Genomic DNA, 24,677 nt, shown 5'->3' with positions numbered 1-24,677 from the left:
CGCGCGGCGGGTTCTATCTGTGGTGCGAACTGCCGGGAGGTGCCTGCGCCGCAGATCTGGCCCGGCGCGCGCTGGAGGATCAGGTGGTGCTGGCCCCCGGCCCGGTCTTCAGCCCCTCGGGCGGGGCGGGCGGGTTCATGCGCTTCAACGTGACCCAGATGTCACCACGGGCCTATGAGGTGCTGCGCCGCGCGACGAAAGGGACGTGCTGACGCGCTGATCCTGTCGGATGCGGCCTGTCACCCGGCCCGGACCGTTTGAATGCGGCCGGTTTGAATGCGGCCGGTGCAGATGTGGTTCGGTTCAGTCCGGCCCGCCCGCCTGCCGCAGTTTGCGGATCCGGTCCTTGTCCAGACTGGTCGCGGCACCGTTTTCGTCAAAGGGCTCTTTGAAACTGAACGCCGCGGGCGACGGGCCGCGGTCGTGCAGCATCTCGTGCCGGTGAACCCCGTCTGCCCAGTCGGGATAGCCCGGCTCCCTGTGCCACCACAGCACGAGCGGCGGCCAGCGGGGCTTTTCGAACCATTCGCGTCCGCGCCTCAGCGCGACCGCATGAAGCCCGGAATAGGTGAACGAGAACAGCGACTCCAGATCGGTCCAGAGCGACAGGGTCGCGGGCGACCAGCCATCGCCGCGTTCCTCATAGAACCTCGGATAGACCTCGTCTCCCCACGGGCCGGGACCGGCATCCGAGGCATAGCCGGATCGCGCGATCAGCCCCTCGGCGTGGTCGACCACGGCAAAGACCGGATCGTTGAGCTGGTGGAACCCATCATTGGCCGGATCTTCTGACAGCTTTGCAAACATGCCAAACGTGTAGAGGGCGAGCGGCATATTTCCCGATCTGAGCTGGGGTTCCGGACGGTCGCCCTATGGTAGCCTGCCAGCGGAATGATCGTAAAGAGCCGGGGTCAGATGCCGGTGACCACAGGGGCAGGTGTGCAACAGCCAGCCCGTCAGCGCCGGGCTTCGGCCATCATGCGCAGCGCCAGGGCAGCCAGCACAGTTCCCATCAGCCAGCGCTGCACCACGGCCCAGACCGGACGCCGCGCCAGAAACACCGCGATGCTTCCCGCGCCGATGGCGATCAGGGCGTTCACGCTGATGCTGATCACGATCTGCGTCAGGCCGAGGATCAGGGATTGGGCAAGGACACTGCCGTTTCCGGGGCTGATGAACTGCGGCAGCAGCGACAGATACATCACCGCGATCTTGGGGTTCAGCAGGTTGGTCAGAAACCCCATCAGGAACAGCCTGCGCGGCCCATCCGCAGGCAGATCGCGAAGCTGAAAGGGTGACCGGCCCCCGGGCTTCAGCGCCTGCCACGCCAGATACAGCAGATAGGCCGCCCCGGCAAACCGCAACGCATCGTAGGCAAACGGCACGGCCATCACGAGGGCGGTGATCCCCAGTGCCGCACAGATCATGTAAAAGACGAAGCCCAACGCCACCCCACCCAGTGAGATCAGTCCCGCTGTCCTGCCCTGACAGATCGACCGCGAAATGAGATAGACCATATTGGGTCCCGGCGTCAGCACCATCCCCAGCGAAATGGCTGCGAAGGCAAGCAGGCTGGCAAGATCAGGCATGGGTCCTCCGGGCAGGATGTGCCCGCAGTAAGGCCAGTCGCAGGGCCCGAACGCAATGACAACCTGCGCGCGCCATTGCGGAAAACCGGAATGCGGCGCCCGAAATGCGCGCCCCCCGGCCCACAGCCCCGGCCTATCGTCCCATGAAACGCCGGAGGGACCATGCCGCAATCAGTTCAACGCCCGATGAGCCTGCACGAATGGATCATGCTGCTGGCCCTCTCGGTCCTGTGGGGCGGGTCGTTCTTCTTCAACAGCATCGCCCTGCGCGAGATCCCGGTCCTGACCGTGGTTCTGTCCCGCGTGGCACTGGCGGCGCTGATCCTGCTGGCCATCCTGCGCCTGCGCGGCGAGCGGATGCCGCGCGACCGGCGGATCTGGGCGGCCTTCCTCGGGATGGGAGTGCTGAACAACGCCATTCCGTTTTCGCTGATCGTCTGGGGGCAGCAGCATGTCGCCTCGGGCGTGGCCTCGATCCTGAACGCGGCGACGCCGCTGTTCACCGTCATCCTTGCGCATCTCCTGACCCGGGACGAGCGCATGACGGGCGGCAAGCTGGCCGGTGTTCTGACCGGATTTGCCGGGGTGGCGGTGATGATCGGGGCGGATGCGCTGCGCGATCTGGGGGTGCATGTCGTGGCGCAGGTGATCTGCCTTGCCGCTGCGGTCTCTTATGCCTGTGCCGGGATCTACGGGCGCCGGTTCCGGGCCATGGGCCTTGGCCCGATGAGCACTGCGACCGGGCAGGTCATCGCGTCCAGCCTGATCCTGCTGCCGATGGTGATGGTGCTGGACCGGCCATGGAGCCTGCCTGCCCCCGGCCTGCCGGTGATCCTCGCGCTGATCGGGCTGGCGGCGATGTCCACCGCGCTGGCCTATGTGCTCTATTTCCGCATCCTCGCCACGGCGGGGGCGACCAACCTGCTGCTGGTGACGTTTCTGGTCCCGGTCAGCGCCATCCTGCTGGGCACCCTGTTTCTGGGCGAGGTTCTGCACCCGCGGCATCTCGCAGGAATGGCGCTGATCGGTGCCGGGCTGGCGGCCATCGACGGGCGGCCATGGCGGGCCATCCGCACCCACCGGAAAGGCACCGCGTGATGCACCGATGGCGCGGGTCGCATCATGCGAAGAATTTACTCACCCTCAGGAGAACCCATATGGAACAGATCAAATTCACCCCGCTGCCGGGCGGCCGGGTCGCCGCGTTGAGAGAGGGCGGCCCTGATGCCTATGGTCGCCCGGCCGAGCGTGTCGCCTCTGATGGCAACGGCAACCCCTGCCGGCACTGTCTGGGTTTTGTGCCCAAAGGCGCAGGGATGCTGATTCTGGCCTTCCGGCCCTTTGACGGTCTGCACCCCTATGCCGAGACCGGCCCGATCTTCCTGTGTGCCGATGCGTGCCAGCCATGGACGGATCCCGGCCTTCCACCGGTGCTGACATCCAGCCCCGACTACCTGCTGAAAGGCTATACGGCGGATCAACGTATCCGCTATGGCACCGGGCGCATCGTGGCAAAGGATGACATCGCAGCCTATGCCGCCGGGCTGCTGGAGCGACCCGAGATCAGCTTTGTCGATGTGCGGTCCGCCCGCAACAACTGCTTTCTGACGCGGATCGTCCGGCGGGGCTAGGGCGGCAAGCCCGTCGCCGCCGCGCGGCAGCGGGGCCACCGATGCGACACGATCCGGTCATCGCCCGGATCGAATCCTTTACAAAACCGGATAAGTCGTTCTATCTCGGCCCATGACAACGATCAGCCCCAACGCCCGTGCGCTTGCCGCCCTTGGACATGACGCCCGCCTTGCCATCTTTCGCCTGCTGGTCCGGGCGGGGGAGGAGGGCCTCAGGGTCGGCGATATCGGCGAGCATCTGGGCCTAGCGCCATCGACGCTGGCCCATCATCTTTCTGCGCTGGTCGAGGCGGGTCTGGTGCTGCAGAAACGCGAGGGGCGCGAGGTGTTCAACCGCGTCGACTATCCCGCCATGCACCGTGTGCTGGAGTTTCTGACCGCGGAATGCTGCGCGGGCGTGGCCATGACACCCACCGGGGATGCCGCATGACGCGGCGCAGCTTTGCGGGTCATCATGGACCATAAATCCGGTGATTTGGTGGTAATTGCGCCGGTCTGTCGCCTGACCTTTCCGTCGGCCATGGCACGGTCATGCACCCGATGCCCGGCACCTGCAGCGATGAATGAGGCCCCCAGAAGATGCGCCTGATCCCGCCACGTCAGATCCCGCTGGTCGCGGCCCTCGGGGCGACGCAGATCATCGGCTACGGATCAATCTACTACGCCTTCCCGATCCTTGCGCCTGCGGTGGCGCAAGAGTTCGACGTCAGTGAGCCGCTGTTGTTCGGCCTGCTTTCGGCAGGTCTGCTGCTGGGCGGGGTCATCGCGCCAGCCCTGGGCGGGCTGCTGGACCGCATCGGGGCGGGGCGGGTCATGACGGCGGGCAGCCTTGCCATGGCGGTTCTTCTGACCCTGCTGGCCTGGGCGCCCGACATCTATGCCTTTGGCGCCCTCACGATCCTGATCGAGGTGATCAGCTTTGCCGTCCTCTATGACGCGGCCTTTTCCATGCTGGCGCAGAAACGTCCGGGCGAGACACGGAAGGCCATCACACAGCTGACCCTGATCGCGGGCTTTGCCTCGACAATCTTCTGGCCGCTCAGCGGTGTGCTGGTGGAGGCGGTCGGCTGGCGCGGCACCCAGCTTGTCTTTGCGGCATCGCATCTGGTCTGCGCGGCCCTGCATTTCGCCATGACGGCCCTGCCGGTCAGGGAGACGCCGGCTCCCCCGACCGGTCGTGCGACGCCGCCGCCCTCATGGGCGCCGTCCGCCATGAGCGAGATGGTTGCGCGCCGTGCCTTCCGGCTGCTGGCCTTGGGTTTTGCGCTGACCGGCATGGCGATATCGGCCATCACCGTCCATCTGGTCGAGATCCTGCGGTCCCTGCATCTTGGCGAGGCGGCCTATCTTGCCGCGATGGTGATGGGCCCGGCGCAGGTTGCCGTCCGCCTGATGGATGCGACCATGTGGCGCAACCGGCACCCGTTATTCGTCGCGATCCTGTCTGCGGCGGCGATCGTCACGGCGATCGTCCTGCTGCTTCTGCCGGGACAGGCCGTGCTGCTGGCTTTTGCCTTCGCCGCGATCATGGGGGGCGGGGCGGGGCTGTCCAGCATCGTGCGCGGCGCGGTCCCCGTCGCCCTGTTCGGGGCCTCCGGTCTGGGGCGGCGGCTGGGGCGGCTGGCGGCGATCCGCAATATTCTGGGCGCGTCATCGCCGTTCCTCTTTGCCTGGGCTGCGGCTGCCTATTCGATGGTCTGGGCAGTGGGTGCCGCCCTGGCACTGGCGGCGGCGGGCCTGATCGCGTTGCTGGTGCTGCACCGGAACCTTCGGCGGGTCGGTGTGGTGCCGCCGCTTCGGACGGCCCCCGCACTGCCCATCAGGAATGTGCCGCAGTGATCCGCGTCAGTGATCCGCGTCAGTGGCCCGCCCCGCCGCTGTGGGCATTGCGGCTGTCGGCGGGGGCCTGATCGCGGGCATCCCGGCCGTAATCGCGCAGAACGGCGGCGATCCGCAGGCGGTAGCCGGTGAAGACATGGTCGCGCCCCGCCGCCTGCACCTTGCGGTGTTGGGGCAGGTTGCGCCACGCCGCAATCGCCGCCTCGTCGCGCCAGAAGGACAGCGACAGAACCTTGCCCGGCGTGGTCAGGCTGGTGAACCGCTCGATCGAGACAAAGCCGTCGATCTGCGCCAGCAGGGGCCGCAGAACCGCCGCAAGCTCCAGATACTCCGATTGCGTCGCGGCTGTGGTCTCCGCCTCGAAGATGACCGCGATCATGCGGACCCGTGCGGCGCCGAGGCCAGTTTGACGAACAGCCGGTCTTCGCGGCGGATAAAGCCTTCGCGACGGGCGAAATCGTAATTCTCGCGGCCCAGAGGGTCGGCGGCAAGACGGGCGCGATAGGCCTCGTACCCGGCCAGCGAGGGCAGGGAGTAAATGCCATAGGCGGTGCTGGCCGATCCCTCATGCGGGGCGAAATAGCCGGTGAGACTGGCGCCGCAGCGCGGGATGCACCGGCCCCAGTTGCGGGCATATTCCTCGAACAGTTCGCGCCGGTTCGGGTCGATGTCATAGGTGATAATGCAGGTGATCATTGCGGTTCCTTTCTCTTCCTCGCTGATAGCCGGTTGGCGCGCGGCAATGGTTCGGCTATCACCGAACCATGAGAGAAGGCCCCGACATCGCCCGCATCGCGGCATTGGTCGCCGACCCGGCGCGCAGTTCCATGCTGCTGGCGCTGATGGACGGGCGTGCCCTGACCGCGACCGAACTGGCAGGGGTGGGCGGGATCACCAGACAGACCGCCAGCGGCCATCTGGCCCGGCTGGTCGAGGGTGAGGTGCTGTGCGTCGAGGCGCAGGGCCGCCACCGCTATTTCCGGCTGGCCGGGCCGCATGTCGCGGCGCTGCTGGAGGCGCTGATGGTGTTTTCCAGCGATGCCGCCCCACCGCTGCGCACCGGGCCAAGGGACATGCCGCTGCGCAAGGCCCGCATCTGCTATGACCATCTGGCCGGGGAGATGGGCGTCATGCTGTTTGACCGGGCGCAACAGGACGGCTGGCTGTCGGACGATCCGGGCGTGACGGATCACGGCTGGGCAAAGCTGGCCGAGATCGGCGTGACCCCCGGCGATCTGCCGCGCAGCAACCGCCCGCTCTGCCGCAGCTGTCTGGACTGGAGCCAGCGGCGGCATCATCTGGCCGGGCAGGTCGGCAAGGCGATGCTGGACCGGCTGCTGGCGCTGTGCTGGGCGCGACGGGTGCCTGCCTCGCGCGTCATCGCCTTCAGCCCCGAGGGCGAGAGGCGCTTTCTGGCGTGGTTGCGTCAGGCACCGGCCCTGTCACCTCCGAAGGTGACTCAGACAGGGCGACGCCTGAAAATGGCCAGCGGCGACCATGGCGAAGTCTTGGCCGGCGGGCCGCCCTCTTCGCGATAGCCTTCCTCGGTAAAGACCACGGCCCTGGGCCAGAGGGGCGACAGACGGTGCCTCTCGCTGGTCAGAAACTCGGCGCATGCCTCGATGTTGTTCTGATCGACTTCCGTCATCCATTGCGGGTCCAGATCCCACCAGCGGGTGGTCAGCAGGTCGGCAACGATCCCTGGCGGAAAACGATCGCGGAGTCTTCGGGCGGGTGTCCCGGCGACGATCTCATAGGGGGCGACGTCGCGGGTCACCACCGACCGGGCGGCGATCACCGCGCCATGGCCGATGGTGATGCCCCCCCGGAGATAGACATCGCGCCCGATCCAGACGTCCGACCCGATGGTAACCACCTCTGATGTCAGGTGCCGCCCGGACAGCGGAACGGCGTAAAAGCCCGGCCCGCCTTCGGCCCAGTCGTAGCTTTGCAGGAATGCCGATGACATGCCGATGCCATCAATCGGGTGCTCGGGTGGCGCGCAGACGAGCTGGGCGCCGATGGCCGAAAAGCGACCGATGCGGGCGGCACTGATCGCCGCGCCGTGCCGGATGATCGAGAAGGCGCCCATCGACTGCACATGTTCGAGGGATGAGGACGAGAAGACCTGAGCCTCGATCCGGTGCCCCGGCCGCATGACGACGGATCTGCACCACGGGCCGTCAACCTTGATGCGATAGTCTTTCGCCAGCGCGGCCCAGGTCTCGGGGTTGGTTTTCATCGGCGGATCTTCCACGGCGCAATATTATGCTCAAGCTATTGTGCAATAGCATTACATCAGACAAACTTAAACGAAGATCCCGGATCCTGCCGCCGCACCCGGCATGGCGCGGCTTGCCGCCCGGATCGCATGCGGATTTGCATCATCTGCGGCATTCTTGGGCCTTGCCTGAAAAAACGCTCACAGTGACCGGACATCCTGCTATATAGTGCAGGCAAATGTTTTGTGTGTGGAGTGGTCATGAGTCTGTCTGTTGCTGCGTCCGGTCGTGCGGTCGGAACCGCGATTCCGGTTGTTTTTCTTGCGCTGAGCGTGCTGGCGCTGACCCTGTTCGGATATATGGGTGTCGGGCGCGGGGGCACGCTGTTCGCCTTTGACATGCGATACCTTTATATTGCGGGCGAAATGTGGGGGCAGTTCAGCAGCCCCTATGATGTCGACAGTTTCAAAGGCGCGATGAAGACGCTGCTGGACATTGATTCGGGCAACTTTGCCTATCCGCCGAACGCATTCCCCGTCGCCATGATCCTGTCGCCCGGATCGGTCGAGCTGGCCCAGATCCTGATCGGGGCGCTCAATCTGGTGGCGATCGGCATTCTGGTGGCGTTCATCCATCTGGGTGCGGCGAAAACCGCGCCTGACGGGGGCCCGCAAGCGGCTGCCATCGCGCTGATCGCATCGTCCATCGTGATCGGCAATCCGTTCTCGGCGCATGTCGTGTGGATGGGGCAGATGACGCTGATCTCGGCGGCCTGCGTCTATGGTTGCTGGCTGATGGCGGACCGGCGGCTGGATGTCGTGGCGGGGGTGCTGCTGGGGCTCAGCGCGTTCAAGCCGCAGCTGGCCTTTCTGGTGGGGCTGTGGTTCGTGCTGGACCGCCGGTGGGTTCTGGTGGCGACTGCCGCTGCGACAACCGTCGTGATCTCGGCCTGGCCGATGATCACGAACGGGCTGAGCGGCTCGTGGCTGGCCTGGGCGGGCACGCTGGGGGAATATCAGGACACGATCTATAACGTCGTCACCTTCAAGCATGTCTTCGGCATCCGCAGCGTGCTGGCCAGTGTCGGCATCGAGGTGCCGTCGCTGATCCTGCCCGGCATCGCTGCGCTGATCGGGCTGTTCATGATGCGACGGCATTACGAGACGATCTGGCTGATCAATGCGATCCTGCTCATCTCGTTCCTGTTCCTGTTTGCGCATGACTATGACCTCGCGCCGGTCGCCGTGATTGCCTGCCCGCTGCTGCTGGCGGCGCGGCGCAAGCCGGGGCTGCTGCTGCTGATCTGTGCGCTGGCCTTTGTGATCTTCTTTCCGCAACGCATCTGGGAAAAGCTGGATCTGGCGCTGATGGCGCGGACGCGTGAAATCGCCGTGCTGGGCATTCTGGCGCTGTATCTTGTCGTGTGCCGAAAGCCGCAGGAGGGGGTGCAGCCGTCACTGGCCGCAGCCCAAAGGTGAGCGCCATGCAACATTCCACGACATCAACACCTGCGGCTGTGAGGGAGACTGATCATGGGTCCTGAAGATCAGCGTCTTGGCGGCGACCGTGCGCCTTATCGCGGTCCGGGTTCAGCCGTGATCGGTCACGCACGCCCGGTGGCGGCGATGACGCCCGTGTCCCGGCGGCGCCTGTCGATCGTGGTGCCGGTGCTGAACGAAGAGGACGCCATCGGGCTGTTCCTTGACCGGATCACCGGCGTGCTGCGCTCGATGGACGACATCGGCTATGAGATCATCTTTGTCGATGACGGCTCGACCGATGGCACCAGTCTGGCGGTGCAGGCGGCGCATGAACGCGACCCGTCGGTCTGCCTGGTGCGGCTGACGCGCAACTTCGGCAAAGAGGCTGCGCTGACCGCCGGGCTTGAGGCGTCAAGCGGCGATGCGGTGATCCCGATGGATGTCGATCTGCAGGACCCGCCCGAACTGATCGTCGATTTCGTCCGGCTGTGGCGCGAGGGCTATGATGTCGTGTTCGGCCAGCGCACCGACCGGGGCAGCGACACGGTGGCCAAAAGCGGCTCGGCCGGGCTGTTCTATTCCCTGTTCAACCGCCTCTCGTCGCTGAAGATCGAACCGAATGTGGGCGATTTCCGGCTGATGAGCCGCGCTGCCGTCGAGGCGACGCTGCTGTTGCGCGAACGCAATCGCTTTATGAAGGGGATCTTTGCCTGGGTGGGCTTTCGCAGCATCGGGGTGCCCTATGCCCGGCCCGCGCGCTCGGTCGGCAGTTCCCGGTTCAACTACTGGAAGCTGTGGAACTTTGCGCTGGACGGGCTGACCAGCTTTTCGACCGTTCCGCTGCGGGTCTGGACCTATGTGGGCGGCACGGTCGCGCTGGTGTCGATCCTCTATACGGTGACGATTATCCTGCAGACGCTGTTTCTGGGGCGCGACGTGCCCGGTTATGCGTCGCTGATGGCGGTCGTTCTGATGCTGGGCGCGGTTCAGCTGATCTCGCTGGGGATCATCGGCGAATATCTGGGCCGTCTCTATATCGAATCCAAGCAACGCCCGATCTATCTGGTCAGCGAGCAGATCGGCATCGGCATCGGCATCGGCGCCGAGCCAGAGATGCTGCCCGCGCTGCCGCGCCGCGCCATGGCGGCCACAGCCGGCGAATGACACGCATGCGGCCCGTCATGACGGAACTGTCGCGCTTTGCCGTGGTCGGGATCACGGCGACGGCGGTGCATTTCGCGGTTCTGGTCCTTGCGGTCGAACAGCTGTCCGTCGCGCCTGCGCCCGCCAACGGCATCGCCTTTCTGGTGGCGTTGTCGGTCACCTATCTGGGCCAGTCCCTGTGGGTCTTTCATGACCGCAGCCGCCATGGCACGGCGCAGATGCTGCGCTTTGCGGTGTCGCTGGCCATCGGGCTTGCGGCGAATATGGCGACCATGGCCGTCAGCGTGCAGGTGCTGGGGCTTGGCTATCAGACGGGCTTTGTGCTGGGCGTCGTGCTGGTTCCGGCGCTGAGTTTCGTCATCAACCGGTTCTGGGTGTTCCGCCGCCGGTCGCTGGAATAGACCCCGCCGCGGCCATTGCGTCCACGGACCTCTGATCCAGGGTCAGGCTGTTGCGACGTCGCGGCAGGGCCTGCGGCTGGTCGCGCTGCAGATAGGCCAGCACCTGCTCGCGGATCTCGCAGCGCAGGTCAAAGGCGCGTCCGGCATTGCGGGCGCTGGCAAGGATGCGCAGCTCGGCCACGGTCTCGCGGAAATCGGTGACCTGCACGGCAAAGACATCGCGGTCCCACAGGGGCGAGGCGCGGACGATCCGCTCGGCCTCGGCGCGCAGGGCGGGGACGTCGACCTCGTGATCGACATAGATCATCACCACCCCGATCAGCGTCGCGTCGTTGCGGGTCCAGTTCTGAAAGGGCTGGTCCATGAAATAGGTCAGCGGCACGATCAGGCGGCGCTTGTCCCAGATGCGCACGACGACATAGGTGCTGCCGATCTCTTCGATATTGCCCCATTCGCCCTCGATGATGACGGCGTCGTCGATGCGGATGGGCTGGGTCAGCGCCAGCTGGATGCCCGCGAACAGGTTGCGCAGGACCGGTTGCAGCGCCAGACCGACCACCAGACCCGCAGCTCCCGCCGAGGCCAGCAGGCTGACCCCGTATTGCCGCACGCCGTCGATGGTCATCAACATCGCGCTGAAACCCACCACGATGATCAGCACATCGCCGACCTGCTGAAGGATGCGCGACTGGGTGACGTGTTTGCGGGCCAGCAGGTTGTCCTCGACATCCATGCGGAAGCGCCGCAGATGCAGCGCCATCCAGATCTGCAAGGCGGCCCGCGCCACCAGTGTCAGACAGGCGATGAAGGCCAGCAGCAGCAGATGACGCAGCACCCCGGCCTCCGAGGGCGCCAGTGGCGCCAGTCGCGCGGCGACGGATGCACCGCCGATGATCAGGGCCAGTTGCACGGGCCGTTGGGTCCGCGTCAGCAGCGGGCGCCAGAAATCGCTGCGCCCCGCAATCAGCCGCGAGGTGATCCTGCGGATCAGCAGCCAGCCCAGCCAGGACAGCCCCAGGGTCAGAGCAAAGATCAGGGTCGTCTCGGTCGCGCGGGTCATGGAGTGCCTCGTCCGTCAGGTCGGTATCAGGTTACCCGGCGGAACGGCCCGCCGTGATGACATGTTCCATAGCCCGCCACCCTCGCGCCAGCTGCGCGGGCGCGGGCGGGGTGATCTGCCCACAATCGCGATCCTGTGCCGCCTGCATGGGCAGCGGGGCAATGACGACGCGGCGGGTTGCCATTCGACGGGGCGCCGGTCCGGCATTTCAGGAGGCTGCGACATATCGGCCTGTCGTGGCAGGGACTGTAAAATGGCCGTGCGCGGACCCGTGGTTCGGGACACGAAGGTTGACCTTCGGGCCGCAAATCTCCATCTGTGTGCCTGTTGCCAGCTTTTCGGAATTGCCGAGGCGTTCGCGCCTGACCCATGGCCGCCGTGCCTCAATTCAATGTGGTTTCCTATGTCGCGACTGATGTCTTCTTCGACGCTGGTGTTTCTGGCAATTCTGGGGTTTCTGGCCTTCTGGATCGGCGGCGGCATGCTGAACAGCACCCCCCCCGAAGCGCCCGTGCGGGTCGAGCCGCCGCTGCCCAATGTCGCCGCGCATCTGAGCACGGCCGAGACGATCCGTCCGCGCGTCGTGCTGTACGGCAATATCGTGCCGAACCAGACCTCGATCCTGCGCAGCCGCACCGGCGGCATCGTCGAAGAGGTCGTGCGGCAGGGCGACCGCGTCGAGCAGGGTCAGCAGATCGCACGGCTGTCGGCCGATGACCGGCAGGCGGGCGTGGCCCGTGCCGAGGCGGAACTGCGCAGCGCCGAACGCGATCACGAGGCCGCGCGCCAGTTGCGCGCGCGCGGCGTGACCTCCGAGGCGGAACTGCAATCGCGCTTTGCCGCGCTGGAATCGGCGCGGGCAGATCTGCGGGCCGCCGAACTGGAGCTGCAGAACACCAGTCTGCGCGCCCCCATCAGTGGCACGGTCAGCCGCGTCATCTCGGAACTGGGCAGCTTTGTTCAGGCCGGGGGCGAGGTTCTGGAGATCGTGAACAACGATCCGCTGATTGCCGAGATCGAGGTGCGCCAGAACGAGATCACCTCGGTCTCGCTGGGTCAGACCGCCGATGTCGCGTTTCAGGGCGGGCGCAAGGCTGTCGGCACGGTCAGCTATATCTCGCCGGTGGCCACGACCCAGACCCGCACCTTCCGCGTCGAACTGGAGATCGACAACCCCGACAGCGTCATTCCCGCCGGTCTGTCCGCCGAGATTTCGCTGGCGATGCAGGAGCAGCGCGCGCATCGCATCTCTCCCGCGCTGATCCGGCTGGACGATGCCGGGCGCATCGGCGTGATGATCGTGGATGAGGATGGCGAGACGCTGCGCTTTGTCCCGCTGGAGATCGTGCAGGCGCGGGCCGAGGCGATCTGGGTCGCCGGCCTGCCTGAAGAGGTGCGTATCGTGACCATCTCGCAGGGCGCGCTGAACGACGGTCAGCGCGCACAGGTCTCGGAGACGCCCGACGAATTCCGCGGCGTGCTGGGCGGCGACAGCGATGCGCTGATGGAACAGCAGTCGGGCGGCGCAGATCCCGCCTCGCAGAACGCGGCCGAGGCGTTGCTGGGGGCCGCGAATGCCGCCGAGCCACCCGCCGCCGCCAGCCCCACCACCGAAAACTGAGGGGGGCGGGCGATGAATTCCCTGATCGCTGCCGCCTTCTCGCGCGCGCGGACCGTTGTGCTGGTGATGGTCGCGCTGATCCTGTCGGGCTTTTATGCCTATGTGACGATCCCCAAGGAATCGATGCCCGAGGTCGATATTCCGATCTTTATCGTCAACGTGACCTATAGCGGCGTCAGCGCCGAGGATGCCGCCAAGCTGCTGGCCGAGCCGATCGAGCGGCAGGTGAATTCGCTGGACGGGCTGCGCCGGATGACGACCAAGGCCAGCGAGGGCTATGCCTCGGTCCAGCTGGAATTCCGCCCCGGCTTTGATCAGGACAGCGCGCTGCAATCGGTCAAGGATTCGGCGGACGATGCCAGCCCCGATATTCCGACGGCGGCCGACGGGCCGTTCGTGCGCGAAATCGACATGTCGATGTTCCCGATCCTGACCGTCGCGCTGTCGGGGCAGGTGCCCGAACGCGAGCTGATCCGGCTTGGCCGCCAGATGAAGGACCGGATCGAGACGGTCAGCGGCGTGCTGCAGGCCGATCTGACCGGCGACCGCGAGGATCAGCTGGAAGTGCTGATCGACCCGCTGGCGATGGAGACCTATGGCATCTCGCCCGGCCAGCTGGCGCAGGCGGTGCAGGCCAACAACCAGCTGATCGCGGTGGGCTCGTTCGATACCGGCGCGGGGCGGCTAGGCGTCTCGATTCCCGGCACCGTGGTCAGGCTGGACGAGATCATGTCGATCCCGGTGCTGGTCAACGGCCCGACCGTGCTGCGGGTGCAGGATCTGGCCGAGGTGCGCCAGACCTTCAAGGATTCGATCAGCTATGCCCGGATCGACGGGCGGCCCGCGCTGGCCATCGACGTGCGCAAATCGGCGGGCGCGAATGTCATCGACACGGTCGAGGCGGTCCGGGCCGAGGTCGCGCAGATGACCTCGGGCCTGTCCGATCAGATCGAGGTCAACTTCATGAACGACCAGTCGGTCGAGATGCGCGACCTGCTGTCGGATCTGCAGAACAATGTGATCGCTGCCGTGGTGCTGGTGATGCTGGTCACGGTGCTGTTTCTGGGCGTGCGCGCCTCGCTGCTGGTGGCGGTGGCGATCCCCGGCTCGTTTCTGGGCGGCATCCTGATCATCTGGGCGCTTGGCTTCACGCTGAATGTGATCGTTCTGTTTGCGCTGATCCTTGTCGTGGGGATGCTGGTCGACGGCGCCATCGTGGTGGTCGAGATGGGCGAGCGGCTGATCGCCAAAGGCCACAACAAGTTCGACGCCTTCCGCATGGCCGCGCAGCGCATGGCATGGCCCATCACCGCCTCGACCGCGACGACGCTGGCGGTGTTCTTTCCGCTGCTGTTCTGGCCCGGTCTGGCGGGGCAGTTCATGTTCTACCTGCCCGCCACCATGATCGCCACGCTGCTGATGTCGCTGGCCATGGCGCTGATCTTCGTGCCCGTCACCGGCACCATTCTGGGCGGCGGCGGCGACGGCAATCTGGCTGCCGACGAGGGCGAGGTGCCCTCGGCCATGAACCGCTTTTCGCGCTGGACGGTGCGCAGGCCCGGCACCACGCTTGGGCTGGCCATTCTGGGCCTGCTGATGGTGTTTTACGCCTATTCGCTGCTGGGCCGTGGGGTGGATTTCTTCCCCGCGACCGATGCGGAACGTGCGCAGGTGCAGATCTCGGCCAATGGCAACCTGTCGGTGCAGGAGGCCGATCAGCTGGTGCGGATGGTCGAGCATCGCGTGATCGGCGTCGAGGGGATCGAAAGCGTCTATGCCCGCACCATCGGCTCGGTCGAGGAACGGGTCCGCTCGCAGCTTTCGTCGGACGTGATCGGCCAGATCCAGGTCGAGTTCCTTGACTGGCAGGCCCGCCGCCGCTCGGGCGAGATCATCGACGAGATGCGGGCCCTGACCGAGACTCTGCCGGGTCTGGGCATTCAGGTCGAGGCGGCGGCGTCCGGGCCTGCCGCCTCGCGCCCGGTGCAGATCGAGGTCTCGGCCGGGAACCGCGCCACTTTGCAGGCCGCCGCCGAGCGGATCGAGCAGCTGATGATCGAGGCGGGCAGCTTTGTCGATATCGCCAATGACACGCCACGCCCGAACCCCGAGATCCGGCTGGTTGTCGACCGCGAGGAATCGGCGCGCTACGGCGTCGATATGGACACGATCGGCACGGCGGTGCGGCTGCTGACAAACGGCGTCAGCCTTGGAACCTACCTGCCTGATTTTGCTGATGAAGAGGTCGATATTGCCCTGCGTTATCCGCCCGAACAGCGCAATTTCGAGAACCTTGCCAATCTGCGGGTGAATGTCGCGGCGGGGCAGGTTCCGATCTCGAACGTGGTGCAGATCATCCCGGCGCCTGCGCCCGCCGCGATTACGCGTGTGGCCGCGCGCGAGACGCAGACCCTGTCGGCGGATCTGGCGCCGGGCACGACGCTGGCGCTTGAACTGGACCGCATCACCGCAGCGATCGCCGAGGCGGGTCTGCCCGAGGATGTGGACATCAATTTCGGCGGCGAGATCGAGGACCAGCAGGAGGCGATGACCTTCCTTGTCGGCGCCTTTCTGGTGGCGCTGTTTCTGATGTTCACCATTCTGCTGATCCAGATGAACAGCTTTTATCAGGCCTTCCTGATCCTGACCGCGATCATCTTCTCGATTGCCGGTGTTTTCCTTGGCCTGATGATCCGGCAGGAGCCGTTCTCGATCGTGATGAGCGGGATCGGCATCATGGCGTTGGCCGGCGTGGTCGTGAACAACAATATCGTGCTGATCGACGCCTATAACGAGCATCGCGGCAATGGCGTCGCGCCCGACGATGCCGCGCGCCGCGCCGCTGCTGAACGGTTCCGCCCGGTTCTGCTGACCGCGGGCACGACGGTGATCGGGCTGATGCCGATGGTGCTGGGCATGACCATTGACTTTACCGGGCGCGATCTGTTCTTCGGGGCGCCCTCGGGGCAGTTCTGGATCCAGCTGTCGACCGGGATTGCGGGCGGTCTGGTGGTGGCGACGGCGGTGACGCTGCTGCTGACGCCGACGCTGCTGGCCTGGGATGGCCGCCGCCGGTTGCGCGCGGCAGATCGCGCGGCCCGCCGCCGCGACAAGCGGCGGGGGGTTCAGGGCCCGCAGCCCGCCGAATAGGCCATGACAAAGGGCCGCCCCAAGGGGCGGCCCTGTCGCAATCCGGTCGGGGATTTACTGGAACGCGCGGTCGGTGACGGCGGTGCTGAACGCGCCTTCGGGGGCGGCGGAAATCACCGGGTCCGAACCGCCTGCCAGCAGCGTATCGACGGTGCGCTGGTAATCGCCCTCGTCCAGCGTCCCGTCCGAGCCTTCCAGCAGCTTGGCGATCTCGGTCATCATGCGGGTCTGATGCTCCAGCGTCTGCGCGCCGGATTCGTCGTTCTCCAGCACGATTTCGGCGGCCGCATCCGGGTTCTCGGCGGCATAGTCCCAGCCCTTCATGCTGGCGCGCACGAAACGGGCCAGCTTGTCCACCATCGCCTCGTCCTCCAGCGTGGAGTCCAGCACATAGAGGCCGTCTTCCAGCGTGGCGACGCCCTGATCCTCGTATTTGAAGGTCACCAGATCTTCGTCGCTGATGCCTGCGTCGATCACCTGCCAGTATTCGTTATAGGTCATGGTGCTGATGCAGGCGGCCTGCTTTTGCAGCAGCGGATCGACGTTGAACCCCTGTTTCAGCACGGTCACGCCGCCCTCGCCACCCTCGGTCGACAGGCCAAGCGTGTTCATCCACGACAGGAACGGATATTCGTTCCCCGAGAACCAGACGCCAAGCGTCTTGCCGGCAAAGTCGGTTTCCGGGTTCTCGATCCCGGTTTCGCGCAGGCAGGTCAGCATCATGCCCGAGGCCTTGAAGGGCTGGGCGATATTGACCAGCGGCAGGCCGCGTTCACGCGCGGCCAGCGCGGCGGGCATCCATTCGACGATGACATCGGCGCCGCCGCCTGCCAGAACCTGCGTCGGCGCAACGTCGGGGCCGCCCGGCAGGATGGTGACATCCAGCCCCTCTTCCTCATAGAACCCCTGTTCCTGCGCGACGTAATAGCCTGCGAACTGGGCCTGCGTGACCCATTTCAGCTGCAGCGTCAGCTCGTCGGCATGGGCCGCGCCCGCGATCAGCGCCAGCCCTGCGGCGGACATCATCAGTCGTTTCATCAGCGTCTCTCCTGTTGGTGGGCGGATGCCCGATCAGCCGCGCTGCGACGGGTGCCAGAAGGTCACCTTCTTTTCGATCAGCGCGACAAGCCCGTAGAACAGCGTGCCTGCAAGGGCCGCCACGACAATTTCAGCCCAGACCAGCGGCAGGTCCAGACGCCCCACCGCGGTCGAGATGCGAAACCCCATGCCCCGCGTGGGGCTGCCGAAAAACTCGGCGACGATGGCCCCGATCAGCGCCAGCGTGGTGGTGATCTTGAGCCCGTTGAACAGGAACGGCATTGCGGCGGGCAGGCGCAGTTTCCACAGCGCGGGCCAATAGGGCGCGGCCCAGCTGGCCATCAGGTCGCGCTGCATCGCCTCGGTCGCCTTCAGGCCTGCGACCATGTTCACCAGAATCGGAAAGAACACCATCACCACGACGACCGCCGCCTTGGACTGCCAGTCGAACCCGAACCACATCACCAGAATGGGCGCGATCCCGACGATGGGCAGGGCGGCCACGAAATTCCCGATGGGCAGCAACCCGCGCTGCAGGAACGGGCTGCGGTCGATGGCGATGGCAGTGGCCACGGCGGCGGCGGCCCCGATGACCCAGCCCGACAATGCGCCTTTCAGGATCGTCTGCACGAAGTCGGTCCACAGGATGCTGCGGTTGTCCATCACGCTTTGCGCGATCAGGCTGGGCGCGGGCAGGATCACGGTCGGCACCTGATAGATGCGCACGGTCATCTCCCACAGCGCGATGATCGTGGCGCCGAAGATCACCGCCACGGCGGTGCGGCTGGCCCGCGTTCCGAACCGCGCCAGCCACAGGTTCAGCGCCAGCCCGCCCAGCCAGACCCCAAGGATCGGCAGCGCGCTCATCGTGCCAGCCCCATGCGGGACAGGGTCGCCCGCTCGATCAGACCGACGAGGGCGACCAGCGTGGCGGCAAGGATGGCGGCGGCGAACAGCGCCGACCAGATCTGCACCGTCTGCCCGTAATAGCTGCCAGACAGCAGCCGCGCCCCCAGACCCGCCGTCGCGCCCGAGGGCAGCTCGGCCACGATCGTTCCCACCAGTGCGGCGGCAATGGCAACCTTGAGGCTGGCGAACAGATAGGGCAGGGACGAGGGCAGCCGCAGCCGCCACAGCACCTGCGCGCCGCCCGCGCTCCAGCTGCGCATCTGGTCCAGCTGCATGCCGTCGGGCGTGCGCAGCCCCTTGACCATGCCGACCAGCACCGGAAAGAACGACAGCCACGCCGCGATGATCGCCTTGGGCAGCAGCCCGGTCACGCCCACCGAGGCCAGCACCACGATCACCATCGGCGCAATCGCAAGGATCGGCACCGTCTGGCTGGCCACCGCCCAGGGCATGACCGACTGATCCATGGCGCGGCTGTGGACGATGCCGATGGCCAGCAGGATGCCCGCCCCGGTGCCCATGGCAAACCCCGCCAGCGTCGCCGACAGGGTGACCCAGCCATGCCAGACAAGGCTGCGGCGCGAGGTGATGGCCTGCCCGGTCACCCCCTCCCACAGCCCCTGCGCCACCTGATGCGGCGCGGGCAGCACGGGCCGGTCCTGCGACAGCGTGGCCGGGATCATCTGCGACATGGGGATTTCGACGCCCGCGCGGGCGGCCTGATCCCGCTCCCATTGCGCATTCATGCGGATCGCGGCCAGATACCAGACCGCGACGATGACCAGCAGCACGGTCAGGACCGGCAGCAGATTGCCGCCAAACAGGCGTCGGGCCTCAGCCATGCCCATGCCCCTCGCGCAGCCCTTCGCGGACCTCATGGGCCAGCGCGATGAACTCCGGCGTGTCGCGGATCTCCAGCGGGCGCTCGGGCGGCAGGGGGCTGTCGATGATGCGGGTGATCCGCCCCGGACGCGGCGACATGACGACGATCTTGGTGGACAGATAGACCGCCTCGGGGATCGAATGGGTGACAAAGCCGATGGTCTTGCCGGTCTTGCGCCACAGCGCCAGCAGCGCCTCGTTCAGCCGGTCGCGCACGATTTCGTCCAGCGCGCCAAAGGGCTCGTCCATCAGCAGGATGTCGGCGTCAAAGGCCAGCGCGCGGGCGATGCTGGCGCGCTGCTGCATGCCGCCCGACAGCTGCCACGGATATTTGCCGCCAAAGCCCGACAGCTCGACCAGATCCATCACACGGGCGATGCGTTCGGCGCGGTCAGCCCGCGAAAACCCCATGATCTCCAGCGGCAACGAGATATTCCCCGAAATCGTCCGCCAAGGATACAAGCCCGGCGCCTGAAACACATAGCCGTAAGCCCGCGCGCGCCGCGCCGCATCCGGCTCCATGCCGTTGATGCGCAGGCTGCCCCCGGTCGGCGTTTCCAGCGCCGCAATGGATCGCAGAAAGGTCGTCTTGCCGCAGCCCGATGGCCCGATAAAGCTGACGAATTCGCCCGGCGCGACGGACAGGTCCACGTCTTTCAACGCATGCACCGGCCCGTCGGCGGTCTGGAATGTCAGGCTGACGCGATGGGCTTCGATGACGGCCATCTCAGACGCCACTGACCGGAATGCCGCTGCGTTCAACGGGCCGCGGCGCGGTCAGCTCTTTCCAGGCGGACAGGGCGCGGTTCACGGCCGGGCGCGGCTTGCGGGCGACGAATTCGCCATGCCCCTCGCGGCTGTCCACCGCGCCTTCGGTTACCGCAACCACCCCGCGCGTCAGAACGAAACGGGGCAGACCCTTGACCTGCTGACCCTCAAAGACGTTGTAATCAATGGCCGATTGCTGCGCCCCCGCCGTGATGACCTTTTCCGCCTGCGGGTCCCAGACCACCAGATCGGCATCCGAGCCGACCAGCACCGCGCCCTTTTTCGGATACAGGTTCAGGATCTTGGCGATATTGGTCGAGGTGACGGCCACGAACTCATTGGGCGTCAGCCGGCCCGTGCCCACGCCTTGCGTCCACAGAACCGGCATCCGGTCCTCCAGGCCCCCGGTGCCATTCGGGATCTTGGTGAAATCGCCCACACCATAGCGCTTCTGCGCGGTGGTAAAGGCGCAGTGATCGGTGGCCACCACCGACAGGCTGCCCGATTGCAGCCCGGCCCACAGGCTGTCCTGATGCGCCTTGTTGCGGAACGGCGGCGACATGACCCGCCGCGCGGCATGATCCCAGTCGGCGTGGAAATATTCGCTCTCATCCAGCACCAGATGCTGGATCAGCGGCTCGCCCCAGACCCGCTTGCCCTGCTGACGCGCCCGCCGGATCGCCTCGTGGCTGTCCTCACACGAGGTATGCACGACATACAGCGGCACCCCCGCCATATCGGCCACCATGATCGCGCGGTTGGTGGCCTCGCCCTCGACCTGCGGCGGGCGCGACCAGGCATGCGCCTCGGGGCCGCAATTCCCCTCGGCCAGCAGACGCGCCGACAGCTCTGCCACGACATCGCCGTTTTCGGCATGCACCATGGCCAACCCGCCCAGATCGCCCACCCGGCGAAAGCTGGCGAACAGCTCATCGTCATTCACCATCAAGGCGCCCTTATAGGCCATGAAATGCTTGAAACTGGTGATGCCGCGATCCACCACCGCCGCCATCTCGTCGAACACCTGCTGCCCCCACCAGGTCACCGCCATGTGATAGCTGTAATCGCAATGCGCCCGCCCGGCCTTGTTGTCCCACATCTGCAACGCATCCAGCAGCCCCTGACCGGGCGAGGGCAGGGCGAAATCCACCACCATCGTGGTCCCGCCCGCCAGCGCCGCCCGCGTGCCGCTTTCGAAATCATCGGCGGAATAGGTCCCCATGAACGGCATCTCAAGATGCGTATGCGGATCAATCCCGCCCGGCATGATCAGACAGCCGCCCGCATCCAGCACCCGGTCGCCCACCAGCCCCTGCCCGATCGCGACAATCTTCCCGCCCTCGATCAGCACATCCGCGTCATAGCTCAGATCCGCCGTAACAACCGTGCCGCCCCTGATGACCGTGCTCATCCCGTCCCTCTTCTTCATCCAAATATCCTGGGGGTCCGGGGGTGAAACCCCCGGCCTGCGTCCGCGTCAGCGGACAATCCCTGCGGCATCCAGCACCGCATGCAGCAGCACATCCGCCCCCGCCCGCGCCCAGTCCGGCGTGATCTCTTCGGCCTCATTGTGGCTCAGCCCGCCCACGCAGGGGCACATGATCATCACCGTCGGCGCGACGCGGGCGATCCAGCAGGCATCATGCCCGGCGCCCGAGACGACATCCATATGCCCATAGCCCAGCCGCCCGGCTGCCGCGCGCAGACTGTCGGCCAGACCCGCATCGAAGGTCACCGGATCAAAATGCCCCACCGGCTCGATCCCGATCCCCAATCCCAGTTCAGAGGCAATCTCAGCCGCCTCCGCCTCCAGCCGCGCCCGCATCGAGGTCAGCTTGCCCAGATCGGGCGAGCGGAAGTCGATGGTGAACACCGCCTTGCCGGGAATGACATTGCGGCTGTTGGGAAAGACATTCGCCTGACCCACCGCGCCCACCGCGTCTGGCTGGTGATCCATGGCGATCCGGTGGACGGCCTCGATGATCCGCGCCATGCCCAGACCGGCATTGACCCGCATTGCCATCGGCGTACTGCCGGTATGGGCGTCCTTGCCGGTCAGCGTGACCTGCAGCCACCACAGACCCTGGCCATGGGTCACCACGCCGATCTCCTTGCCTGCGGCCTCAAGGATCGGCCCCTGCTCGATATGCAGCTCGAACATGGCATGGATGGGCCGCGCGCCGGGCGCCTCATCGCCGCGCCAGCCGATCCGGTCCAGCTCGTCGCCGAACCGCTTGCCCTCGGCATCCTCGCGGCTGTTGGCGTAATCCTCGTCATGCACGCCCGCAAACACGCCCGAGGCCAGCATGGCGGGGGCAAAGCGCGTGCCCTCTTCGTTGGTCCAGTTCACCACCACGACGGGTCGGCGGGTGCGGATGCCCAGATCGCGGATCGAGCGGATCACCTCCAGCCCGGCCAGCACGCCCAGAACCCCGTCATATTTGCCCCCCGTTGGCTGGGTGTCCAGATGGCTGCCGATATAGACCGGGTCCAGATCCGGCTCGGTCCCCTCATGGCGCATGAACATATTGCCCATGCGGTCCAGACCCATGCTCATGCCGGCATCTTCGCACCATGACCGGAACAACGCCCGGCCCCGCGCATCGTCATCGGTCAGCGTCTGGCGGTTGTTGCCGCCCGCCACGCCCGGCCCGATCCGCGCCATCTCCATCAGGCTGTCCCACAGCCGCACACCGTTGACCGCCATATTGGCAGCCGTCAGGGTCGCGCTCTTGTCGCTCATCTTGTGTCCTTCCTGTCGGGCCGCCCCCGTCTTTGTGCGGGGGTCGGCGTGATGGGTGGGCCGCCCCTCAGGCGGTGGTGGTCAGGCGGTGGTCTTCAGCACCTCGCCAAGCGTGCCGATCAGATGGTCGATCTGCGCCTCCGAGATGATCAGCGGCGGCGACATGGCGATGATGTCGCCGGTCACGCGGATCAGGATGCCCGCCTCATAGGCGCGCACGAACACGTCAAAGCCGCGCTTGCCCGGCTCGCCCGGGATCGGGGCCAGTTCGACCGCGCCGATCAGGCCCATATTGCGGATGTCGACGACATGCGGATGCTCGCGCAGGCCGTGGATCGCCTCTTGCCAATAGCTCTCCAGACCGGCGGCGCGGGTCAGCAGACCCTCTTCGGCATAGGTGTCCAGCGTGGCGATGGCGGCGGCGCAGCTGATCGGGTTGCCGGAATAGGTATAGCCGTGAAACAGCTCGATCATATGCTCGGGGCCCTGCATGAAGGCGTCGTGGATCTGCGCGCTGGCCAGCACCGCCCCCATCGGAATGACCCCGTTCGTCAGCCCCTTGGCGCAGGTGATCATGTCGGGCACGACCCCGAAATGCTGCGCGGCAAAGGGGCTGCCAAGGCGGCCGAACCCGGTGATCACCTCGTCGAAGATCAGCAGGATGCCGTGCTTTTTCGTGATCTCGCGCATGCGTTCCAGATAGCCTTTGGGCGGCATCAGCACGCCGGTCGAGCCTGCCATCGGCTCGACGATCACGGCCGCGATGGTCTCGGCGCCGTGCAGCGCCACGATCCGTTCCAGTTCGTCGGCCAGATGCGCGCCATGCTCGGGCTGGCCCTTGGTAAAGACATTCTCGGGCAGATGGGTGTGGGGCAGGTGATCGACGCCCGCCAGCAATGTGCCGAAATGGCGGCGGTTGTTGACGATGCCGCCGACCGAAATGCCGCCAAAGCCCACGCCGTGATAGCCGCGCTCGCGCCCGATCAGCCGGGTCCGGGCGCTGTCGCCGCGCGCGCGGTGATAGGCCAGCGCGATCTTCAGCGCCGTATCCACCGCCTCGGACCCCGAGTTGCAATAGAACACATGCTCCATCCCCTCGGGGGCAATGTCGACCAGCCGGTTGGCCAGCTCGAACGCCAGCGGATGACCCATCTGAAAGGCGGGGGCGTAATCCAGCTCGCCCACCTGCGCCTGCACGGCCTCGGTGATCTTGGGGCGGCAATGGCCCGCGTTGCAGCACCACAGACCCGCCGTGCCGTCCAGAATCTGGCGCCCGTCGGCGGCGGTATAGTGCATGTCTTTCGAGGCGACCAACATGCGCGGCGCCGATTTGAACTGCCGGTTGGCGGTAAAGGGCATCCAGAAGGCACGCAGGTCATTCGGGGCGGGCTTGCGGTCAAGCGGCATGGGGATCATCCTCGCGGAATATTGACCAATCGGTCAGGATCAGGCTAGCACGGGTCATGTGGCAGTCAAGCGTCGTGATGCGGCGCCGGATCGTTCCGGGCGCAATGCTCAATTTCCAAGCATGCCAGAAGGATGACGACGATGACAGAGGGGAACGGAAGCGGCCTGACGCGCATCCAGCAGAAGAATCGCGACCTGATCCTCGAAGGTGCGCTGACCGCCTTTTCGGCCAACGGCTTCCGGGGCGCGACCATCGACCAGATCGCGCGCGCGGCGGGTCTGTCCAAGCCGAATGTGCTGTATTACTTCCCCTCGAAGGACGAGATCCACAAGGCGCTGCTGACCACGCTGCTGGAGATGTGGCTGGCGCCGATGGCCCGGATCGACCCGGATGGCCAGCCGCTGGACGAGGTGCTGGCCTATATCGCGGCAAAGCTGCAGATGTCGCGCGATTTTCCGCGCGAAAGCCGTCTGTTCGCCTACGAGATCCTGCAAGGCGCACCGCATCTGACCGAGGTTCTGGGCGGCGGGCTGCGCGAGATCGTCGACCGGACCGCCGCGATCCTTGAGGGATGGATGGCCGAGGGGCGGCTGCGGCGCACCGATCCGCGCCACCTGATCTTTTCGATCTGGGCGATGACGCAGCATTATGCCGATTTCGACGCACAGGTCCGGGCGGTGCTGGGCGAGGGGCGCGACCCCATCACCGAGGCGCAGGGCTTCATGGAGGATATGTATCGCCGGTTGCTGGGTGTGTGATCGGCGCCGTGCA

At 66.1% G+C, this 24,677-nt stretch carries 24 protein-coding genes and 1 pseudogene; 12 read left to right on the top strand and 13 right to left on the bottom strand.

What is annotated here, in order from left to right; all coding sequences use genetic code 11:
• Positions 1–212 (top strand): annotated as a pseudogene (locus ACK41U_RS03880) (PLP-dependent aminotransferase family protein); the annotation flags it as partial.
• A 91-nt stretch (positions 213–303) separates the two neighbouring features.
• On the opposite strand, the gene ACK41U_RS03875 reads toward ACK41U_RS03880, so the two are convergent.
• Positions 304–834 (bottom strand): DUF3291 domain-containing protein, encoded by a 531-nt coding sequence (locus ACK41U_RS03875; RefSeq protein WP_409676212.1) that lies wholly within the window; start codon positions 832–834, stop codon positions 304–306.
• A 122-nt stretch (positions 835–956) separates the two neighbouring features.
• Complete coding sequence (locus ACK41U_RS03870; protein WP_409676209.1) at positions 957–1,589, bottom strand: LysE family translocator; 633 nt, start codon at positions 1,587–1,589, stop codon at positions 957–959.
• 162 nt (positions 1,590–1,751) lie between these two features.
• Here ACK41U_RS03870 and ACK41U_RS03865 point away from each other — a divergent pair, with 162 nt between their 5' ends.
• The 4 genes from ACK41U_RS03865 (at position 1,752) to ACK41U_RS03850 (ending at position 5,059) form a co-directional block, all read left to right on the top strand.
• Positions 1,752–2,687 (top strand): DMT family transporter, encoded by a 936-nt coding sequence (locus tag ACK41U_RS03865; protein WP_409676206.1) that lies wholly within the window; start codon positions 1,752–1,754, stop codon positions 2,685–2,687.
• A 59-nt stretch (positions 2,688–2,746) separates the two neighbouring features.
• Complete coding sequence (locus tag ACK41U_RS03860) at positions 2,747–3,220, top strand: DUF1203 domain-containing protein (protein WP_409676203.1); 474 nt, start codon at positions 2,747–2,749, stop codon at positions 3,218–3,220.
• 112 nt (positions 3,221–3,332) lie between these two features.
• Positions 3,333–3,650: an ArsR/SmtB family transcription factor gene (locus tag ACK41U_RS03855; protein WP_409676200.1), complete on the top strand. Its 318-nt coding sequence runs from the start codon at positions 3,333–3,335 to the stop codon at positions 3,648–3,650.
• A 149-nt stretch (positions 3,651–3,799) separates the two neighbouring features.
• Positions 3,800–5,059, top strand: coding sequence for an MFS transporter (locus tag ACK41U_RS03850; protein ID WP_409676197.1), 1,260 nt, complete (start codon positions 3,800–3,802; stop codon positions 5,057–5,059).
• Positions 5,060–5,078: 19 nt separating this feature from the next.
• Here the strand turns inward: ACK41U_RS03850 and ACK41U_RS03845 are convergent, their stop codons facing one another.
• Both ACK41U_RS03845 and ACK41U_RS03840 read right to left on the bottom strand, forming a co-directional pair.
• Complete coding sequence (locus ACK41U_RS03845) at positions 5,079–5,438, bottom strand: antibiotic biosynthesis monooxygenase family protein (protein ID WP_409676194.1); 360 nt, start codon at positions 5,436–5,438, stop codon at positions 5,079–5,081.
• The gene (locus ACK41U_RS03840) at positions 5,435–5,755 is read right to left on the bottom strand and encodes an NIPSNAP family protein (protein WP_409676191.1); all 321 of its coding nucleotides are present in this window, start codon (positions 5,753–5,755) and stop codon (positions 5,435–5,437) included. Before ACK41U_RS03840 ends, ACK41U_RS03845 begins: the two co-directional genes overlap by 4 nt.
• A gap of 68 nt (positions 5,756–5,823) precedes the next feature.
• Here ACK41U_RS03840 and ACK41U_RS03835 point away from each other — a divergent pair, with 68 nt between their 5' ends.
• Entirely contained in the window at positions 5,824–6,597 is a 774-nt protein-coding gene (locus tag ACK41U_RS03835) for an ArsR/SmtB family transcription factor (RefSeq protein WP_409676188.1), read from the top strand.
• On the opposite strand, the gene ACK41U_RS03830 is transcribed toward ACK41U_RS03835, so the two are convergent.
• Complete coding sequence (locus ACK41U_RS03830) at positions 6,519–7,301, bottom strand: CatB-related O-acetyltransferase (protein WP_409676185.1); 783 nt, start codon at positions 7,299–7,301, stop codon at positions 6,519–6,521. The two genes, ACK41U_RS03835 and ACK41U_RS03830, sit on opposite strands and share 79 nt — an antisense overlap.
• 240 nt (positions 7,302–7,541) lie before the next feature.
• Here ACK41U_RS03830 and ACK41U_RS03825 point away from each other — a divergent pair, with 240 nt between their 5' ends.
• From ACK41U_RS03825 to ACK41U_RS03815, 3 genes are read left to right on the top strand one after another with little or no spacing between them, the layout of a single operon-like run.
• Positions 7,542–8,759, top strand: a complete 1,218-nt coding sequence (locus ACK41U_RS03825; RefSeq protein WP_409676182.1) for a glycosyltransferase family 87 protein — start codon at positions 7,542–7,544, stop codon at positions 8,757–8,759.
• 54 nt (positions 8,760–8,813) lie between these two features.
• On the top strand, positions 8,814–9,926 hold the full coding sequence (locus ACK41U_RS03820) for a glycosyltransferase family 2 protein (protein WP_409676179.1): 1,113 nt from the start codon (positions 8,814–8,816) through the stop codon (positions 9,924–9,926).
• A 17-nt stretch (positions 9,927–9,943) separates the two neighbouring features.
• The gene (locus ACK41U_RS03815) at positions 9,944–10,327 is read left to right on the top strand and encodes a GtrA family protein (RefSeq protein ID WP_409676176.1); all 384 of its coding nucleotides are present in this window, start codon (positions 9,944–9,946) and stop codon (positions 10,325–10,327) included.
• Here ACK41U_RS03815 and ACK41U_RS03810 read toward each other — a convergent pair.
• Complete coding sequence (locus ACK41U_RS03810) at positions 10,287–11,387, bottom strand: mechanosensitive ion channel family protein (protein ID WP_409676173.1); 1,101 nt, start codon at positions 11,385–11,387, stop codon at positions 10,287–10,289. The genes ACK41U_RS03815 and ACK41U_RS03810 overlap by 41 nt on opposite strands.
• A gap of 403 nt (positions 11,388–11,790) precedes the next feature.
• Between ACK41U_RS03810 and ACK41U_RS03805 the strand changes: the two genes are divergently transcribed.
• Both ACK41U_RS03805 and ACK41U_RS03800 read left to right on the top strand, forming a co-directional pair.
• A complete protein-coding gene (locus ACK41U_RS03805) occupies positions 11,791–13,008 on the top strand; it encodes an efflux RND transporter periplasmic adaptor subunit (RefSeq protein ID WP_409676170.1) in 1,218 nt (405 codons plus the stop codon).
• A gap of 12 nt (positions 13,009–13,020) precedes the next feature.
• Positions 13,021–16,158, top strand: a complete 3,138-nt coding sequence (locus ACK41U_RS03800; protein ID WP_409676167.1) for an efflux RND transporter permease subunit — start codon at positions 13,021–13,023, stop codon at positions 16,156–16,158.
• A 54-nt stretch (positions 16,159–16,212) separates the two neighbouring features.
• On the opposite strand, the gene ACK41U_RS03795 is transcribed toward ACK41U_RS03800, so the two are convergent.
• From ACK41U_RS03795 to ACK41U_RS03765, 7 genes are all read right to left on the bottom strand, one after another.
• Positions 16,213–17,196: an ABC transporter substrate-binding protein gene (locus tag ACK41U_RS03795; RefSeq protein WP_409676164.1), complete on the bottom strand. Its 984-nt coding sequence runs from the start codon at positions 17,194–17,196 to the stop codon at positions 16,213–16,215.
• Positions 17,197–17,229: 33 nt separating this feature from the next.
• Positions 17,230–18,063, bottom strand: coding sequence for an ABC transporter permease (locus tag ACK41U_RS03790; RefSeq protein ID WP_409676161.1), 834 nt, complete (start codon positions 18,061–18,063; stop codon positions 17,230–17,232).
• A complete protein-coding gene (locus tag ACK41U_RS03785) occupies positions 18,060–18,947 on the bottom strand; it encodes an ABC transporter permease (RefSeq protein WP_409676158.1) in 888 nt (295 codons plus the stop codon). Before ACK41U_RS03785 ends, ACK41U_RS03790 begins: the two co-directional genes overlap by 4 nt.
• Positions 18,940–19,713: an ABC transporter ATP-binding protein gene (locus ACK41U_RS03780; RefSeq protein WP_409676155.1), complete on the bottom strand. Its 774-nt coding sequence runs from the start codon at positions 19,711–19,713 to the stop codon at positions 18,940–18,942. Before ACK41U_RS03780 ends, ACK41U_RS03785 begins: the two co-directional genes overlap by 8 nt.
• A gap of 1 nt (position 19,714) precedes the next feature.
• The gene (gene hydA, locus ACK41U_RS03775; protein WP_409676231.1) at positions 19,715–21,166 is read right to left on the bottom strand and encodes a dihydropyrimidinase; all 1,452 of its coding nucleotides are present in this window, start codon (positions 21,164–21,166) and stop codon (positions 19,715–19,717) included.
• A 66-nt stretch (positions 21,167–21,232) separates the two neighbouring features.
• Positions 21,233–22,498, bottom strand: coding sequence for a Zn-dependent hydrolase (locus ACK41U_RS03770; RefSeq protein ID WP_409676152.1), 1,266 nt, complete (start codon positions 22,496–22,498; stop codon positions 21,233–21,235).
• A gap of 81 nt (positions 22,499–22,579) precedes the next feature.
• The gene (locus ACK41U_RS03765; protein ID WP_409676149.1) at positions 22,580–23,905 is read right to left on the bottom strand and encodes an aspartate aminotransferase family protein; all 1,326 of its coding nucleotides are present in this window, start codon (positions 23,903–23,905) and stop codon (positions 22,580–22,582) included.
• Positions 23,906–24,046: 141 nt separating this feature from the next.
• Between ACK41U_RS03765 and ACK41U_RS03760 the strand changes: the two genes are divergently transcribed.
• Positions 24,047–24,664 carry a TetR family transcriptional regulator C-terminal domain-containing protein gene (locus ACK41U_RS03760; RefSeq protein ID WP_409676146.1) on the top strand — a complete coding sequence of 206 codons (618 nt, stop codon included), beginning with the start codon at positions 24,047–24,049 and terminating at the stop codon, positions 24,662–24,664.
• Positions 24,665–24,677 lie beyond the last annotated feature (13 nt).

Source organism: Paracoccus sp. (in: a-proteobacteria), assembly GCF_046289755.1.
Classification (GTDB): domain Bacteria; phylum Pseudomonadota; class Alphaproteobacteria; order Rhodobacterales; family Rhodobacteraceae; genus Paracoccus.
Note: the sequence above shows the minus strand (reverse complement) of the source record. Positions and strands in the feature narration are given on the sequence as shown.

What these genes read in the sequence shown, in the direction of transcription:
- ACK41U_RS03875 (WP_409676212.1), bottom strand. Translation starts at nt 834, where the DNA reads ATGCCGCTCGCCCTCTACACGTTTGGCATGTTTGCAAAGCTGTCAGAA.
- ACK41U_RS03870 (WP_409676209.1), bottom strand. Translation starts at nt 1,589, where the DNA reads ATGCCTGATCTTGCCAGCCTGCTTGCCTTCGCAGCCATTTCGCTGGGG.
- ACK41U_RS03865 (WP_409676206.1), top strand. Translation starts at nt 1,752, where the DNA reads ATGCCGCAATCAGTTCAACGCCCGATGAGCCTGCACGAATGGATCATG.
- ACK41U_RS03860 (WP_409676203.1), top strand. Translation starts at nt 2,747, where the DNA reads ATGGAACAGATCAAATTCACCCCGCTGCCGGGCGGCCGGGTCGCCGCG.
- ACK41U_RS03855 (WP_409676200.1), top strand. Translation starts at nt 3,333, where the DNA reads ATGACAACGATCAGCCCCAACGCCCGTGCGCTTGCCGCCCTTGGACAT.
- ACK41U_RS03850 (WP_409676197.1), top strand. Translation starts at nt 3,800, where the DNA reads ATGCGCCTGATCCCGCCACGTCAGATCCCGCTGGTCGCGGCCCTCGGG.
- ACK41U_RS03845 (WP_409676194.1), bottom strand. Translation starts at nt 5,438, where the DNA reads ATGATCGCGGTCATCTTCGAGGCGGAGACCACAGCCGCGACGCAATCG.
- ACK41U_RS03840 (WP_409676191.1), bottom strand. Translation starts at nt 5,755, where the DNA reads ATGATCACCTGCATTATCACCTATGACATCGACCCGAACCGGCGCGAA.
- ACK41U_RS03835 (WP_409676188.1), top strand. Translation starts at nt 5,824, where the DNA reads ATGAGAGAAGGCCCCGACATCGCCCGCATCGCGGCATTGGTCGCCGAC.
- ACK41U_RS03830 (WP_409676185.1), bottom strand. Translation starts at nt 7,301, where the DNA reads ATGAAAACCAACCCCGAGACCTGGGCCGCGCTGGCGAAAGACTATCGC.
- ACK41U_RS03825 (WP_409676182.1), top strand. Translation starts at nt 7,542, where the DNA reads ATGAGTCTGTCTGTTGCTGCGTCCGGTCGTGCGGTCGGAACCGCGATT.
- ACK41U_RS03820 (WP_409676179.1), top strand. Translation starts at nt 8,814, where the DNA reads ATGGGTCCTGAAGATCAGCGTCTTGGCGGCGACCGTGCGCCTTATCGC.
- ACK41U_RS03815 (WP_409676176.1), top strand. Translation starts at nt 9,944, where the DNA reads ATGACGGAACTGTCGCGCTTTGCCGTGGTCGGGATCACGGCGACGGCG.
- ACK41U_RS03810 (WP_409676173.1), bottom strand. Translation starts at nt 11,387, where the DNA reads ATGACCCGCGCGACCGAGACGACCCTGATCTTTGCTCTGACCCTGGGG.
- ACK41U_RS03805 (WP_409676170.1), top strand. Translation starts at nt 11,791, where the DNA reads ATGTCGCGACTGATGTCTTCTTCGACGCTGGTGTTTCTGGCAATTCTG.
- ACK41U_RS03800 (WP_409676167.1), top strand. Translation starts at nt 13,021, where the DNA reads ATGAATTCCCTGATCGCTGCCGCCTTCTCGCGCGCGCGGACCGTTGTG.
- ACK41U_RS03795 (WP_409676164.1), bottom strand. Translation starts at nt 17,196, where the DNA reads ATGAAACGACTGATGATGTCCGCCGCAGGGCTGGCGCTGATCGCGGGC.
- ACK41U_RS03790 (WP_409676161.1), bottom strand. Translation starts at nt 18,063, where the DNA reads ATGAGCGCGCTGCCGATCCTTGGGGTCTGGCTGGGCGGGCTGGCGCTG.
- ACK41U_RS03785 (WP_409676158.1), bottom strand. Translation starts at nt 18,947, where the DNA reads ATGGCTGAGGCCCGACGCCTGTTTGGCGGCAATCTGCTGCCGGTCCTG.
- ACK41U_RS03780 (WP_409676155.1), bottom strand. Translation starts at nt 19,713, where the DNA reads ATGGCCGTCATCGAAGCCCATCGCGTCAGCCTGACATTCCAGACCGCC.
- hydA (WP_409676231.1), bottom strand. Translation starts at nt 21,166, where the DNA reads ATGAGCACGGTCATCAGGGGCGGCACGGTTGTTACGGCGGATCTGAGC.
- ACK41U_RS03770 (WP_409676152.1), bottom strand. Translation starts at nt 22,498, where the DNA reads ATGAGCGACAAGAGCGCGACCCTGACGGCTGCCAATATGGCGGTCAAC.
- ACK41U_RS03765 (WP_409676149.1), bottom strand. Translation starts at nt 23,905, where the DNA reads ATGCCGCTTGACCGCAAGCCCGCCCCGAATGACCTGCGTGCCTTCTGG.
- ACK41U_RS03760 (WP_409676146.1), top strand. Translation starts at nt 24,047, where the DNA reads ATGACAGAGGGGAACGGAAGCGGCCTGACGCGCATCCAGCAGAAGAAT.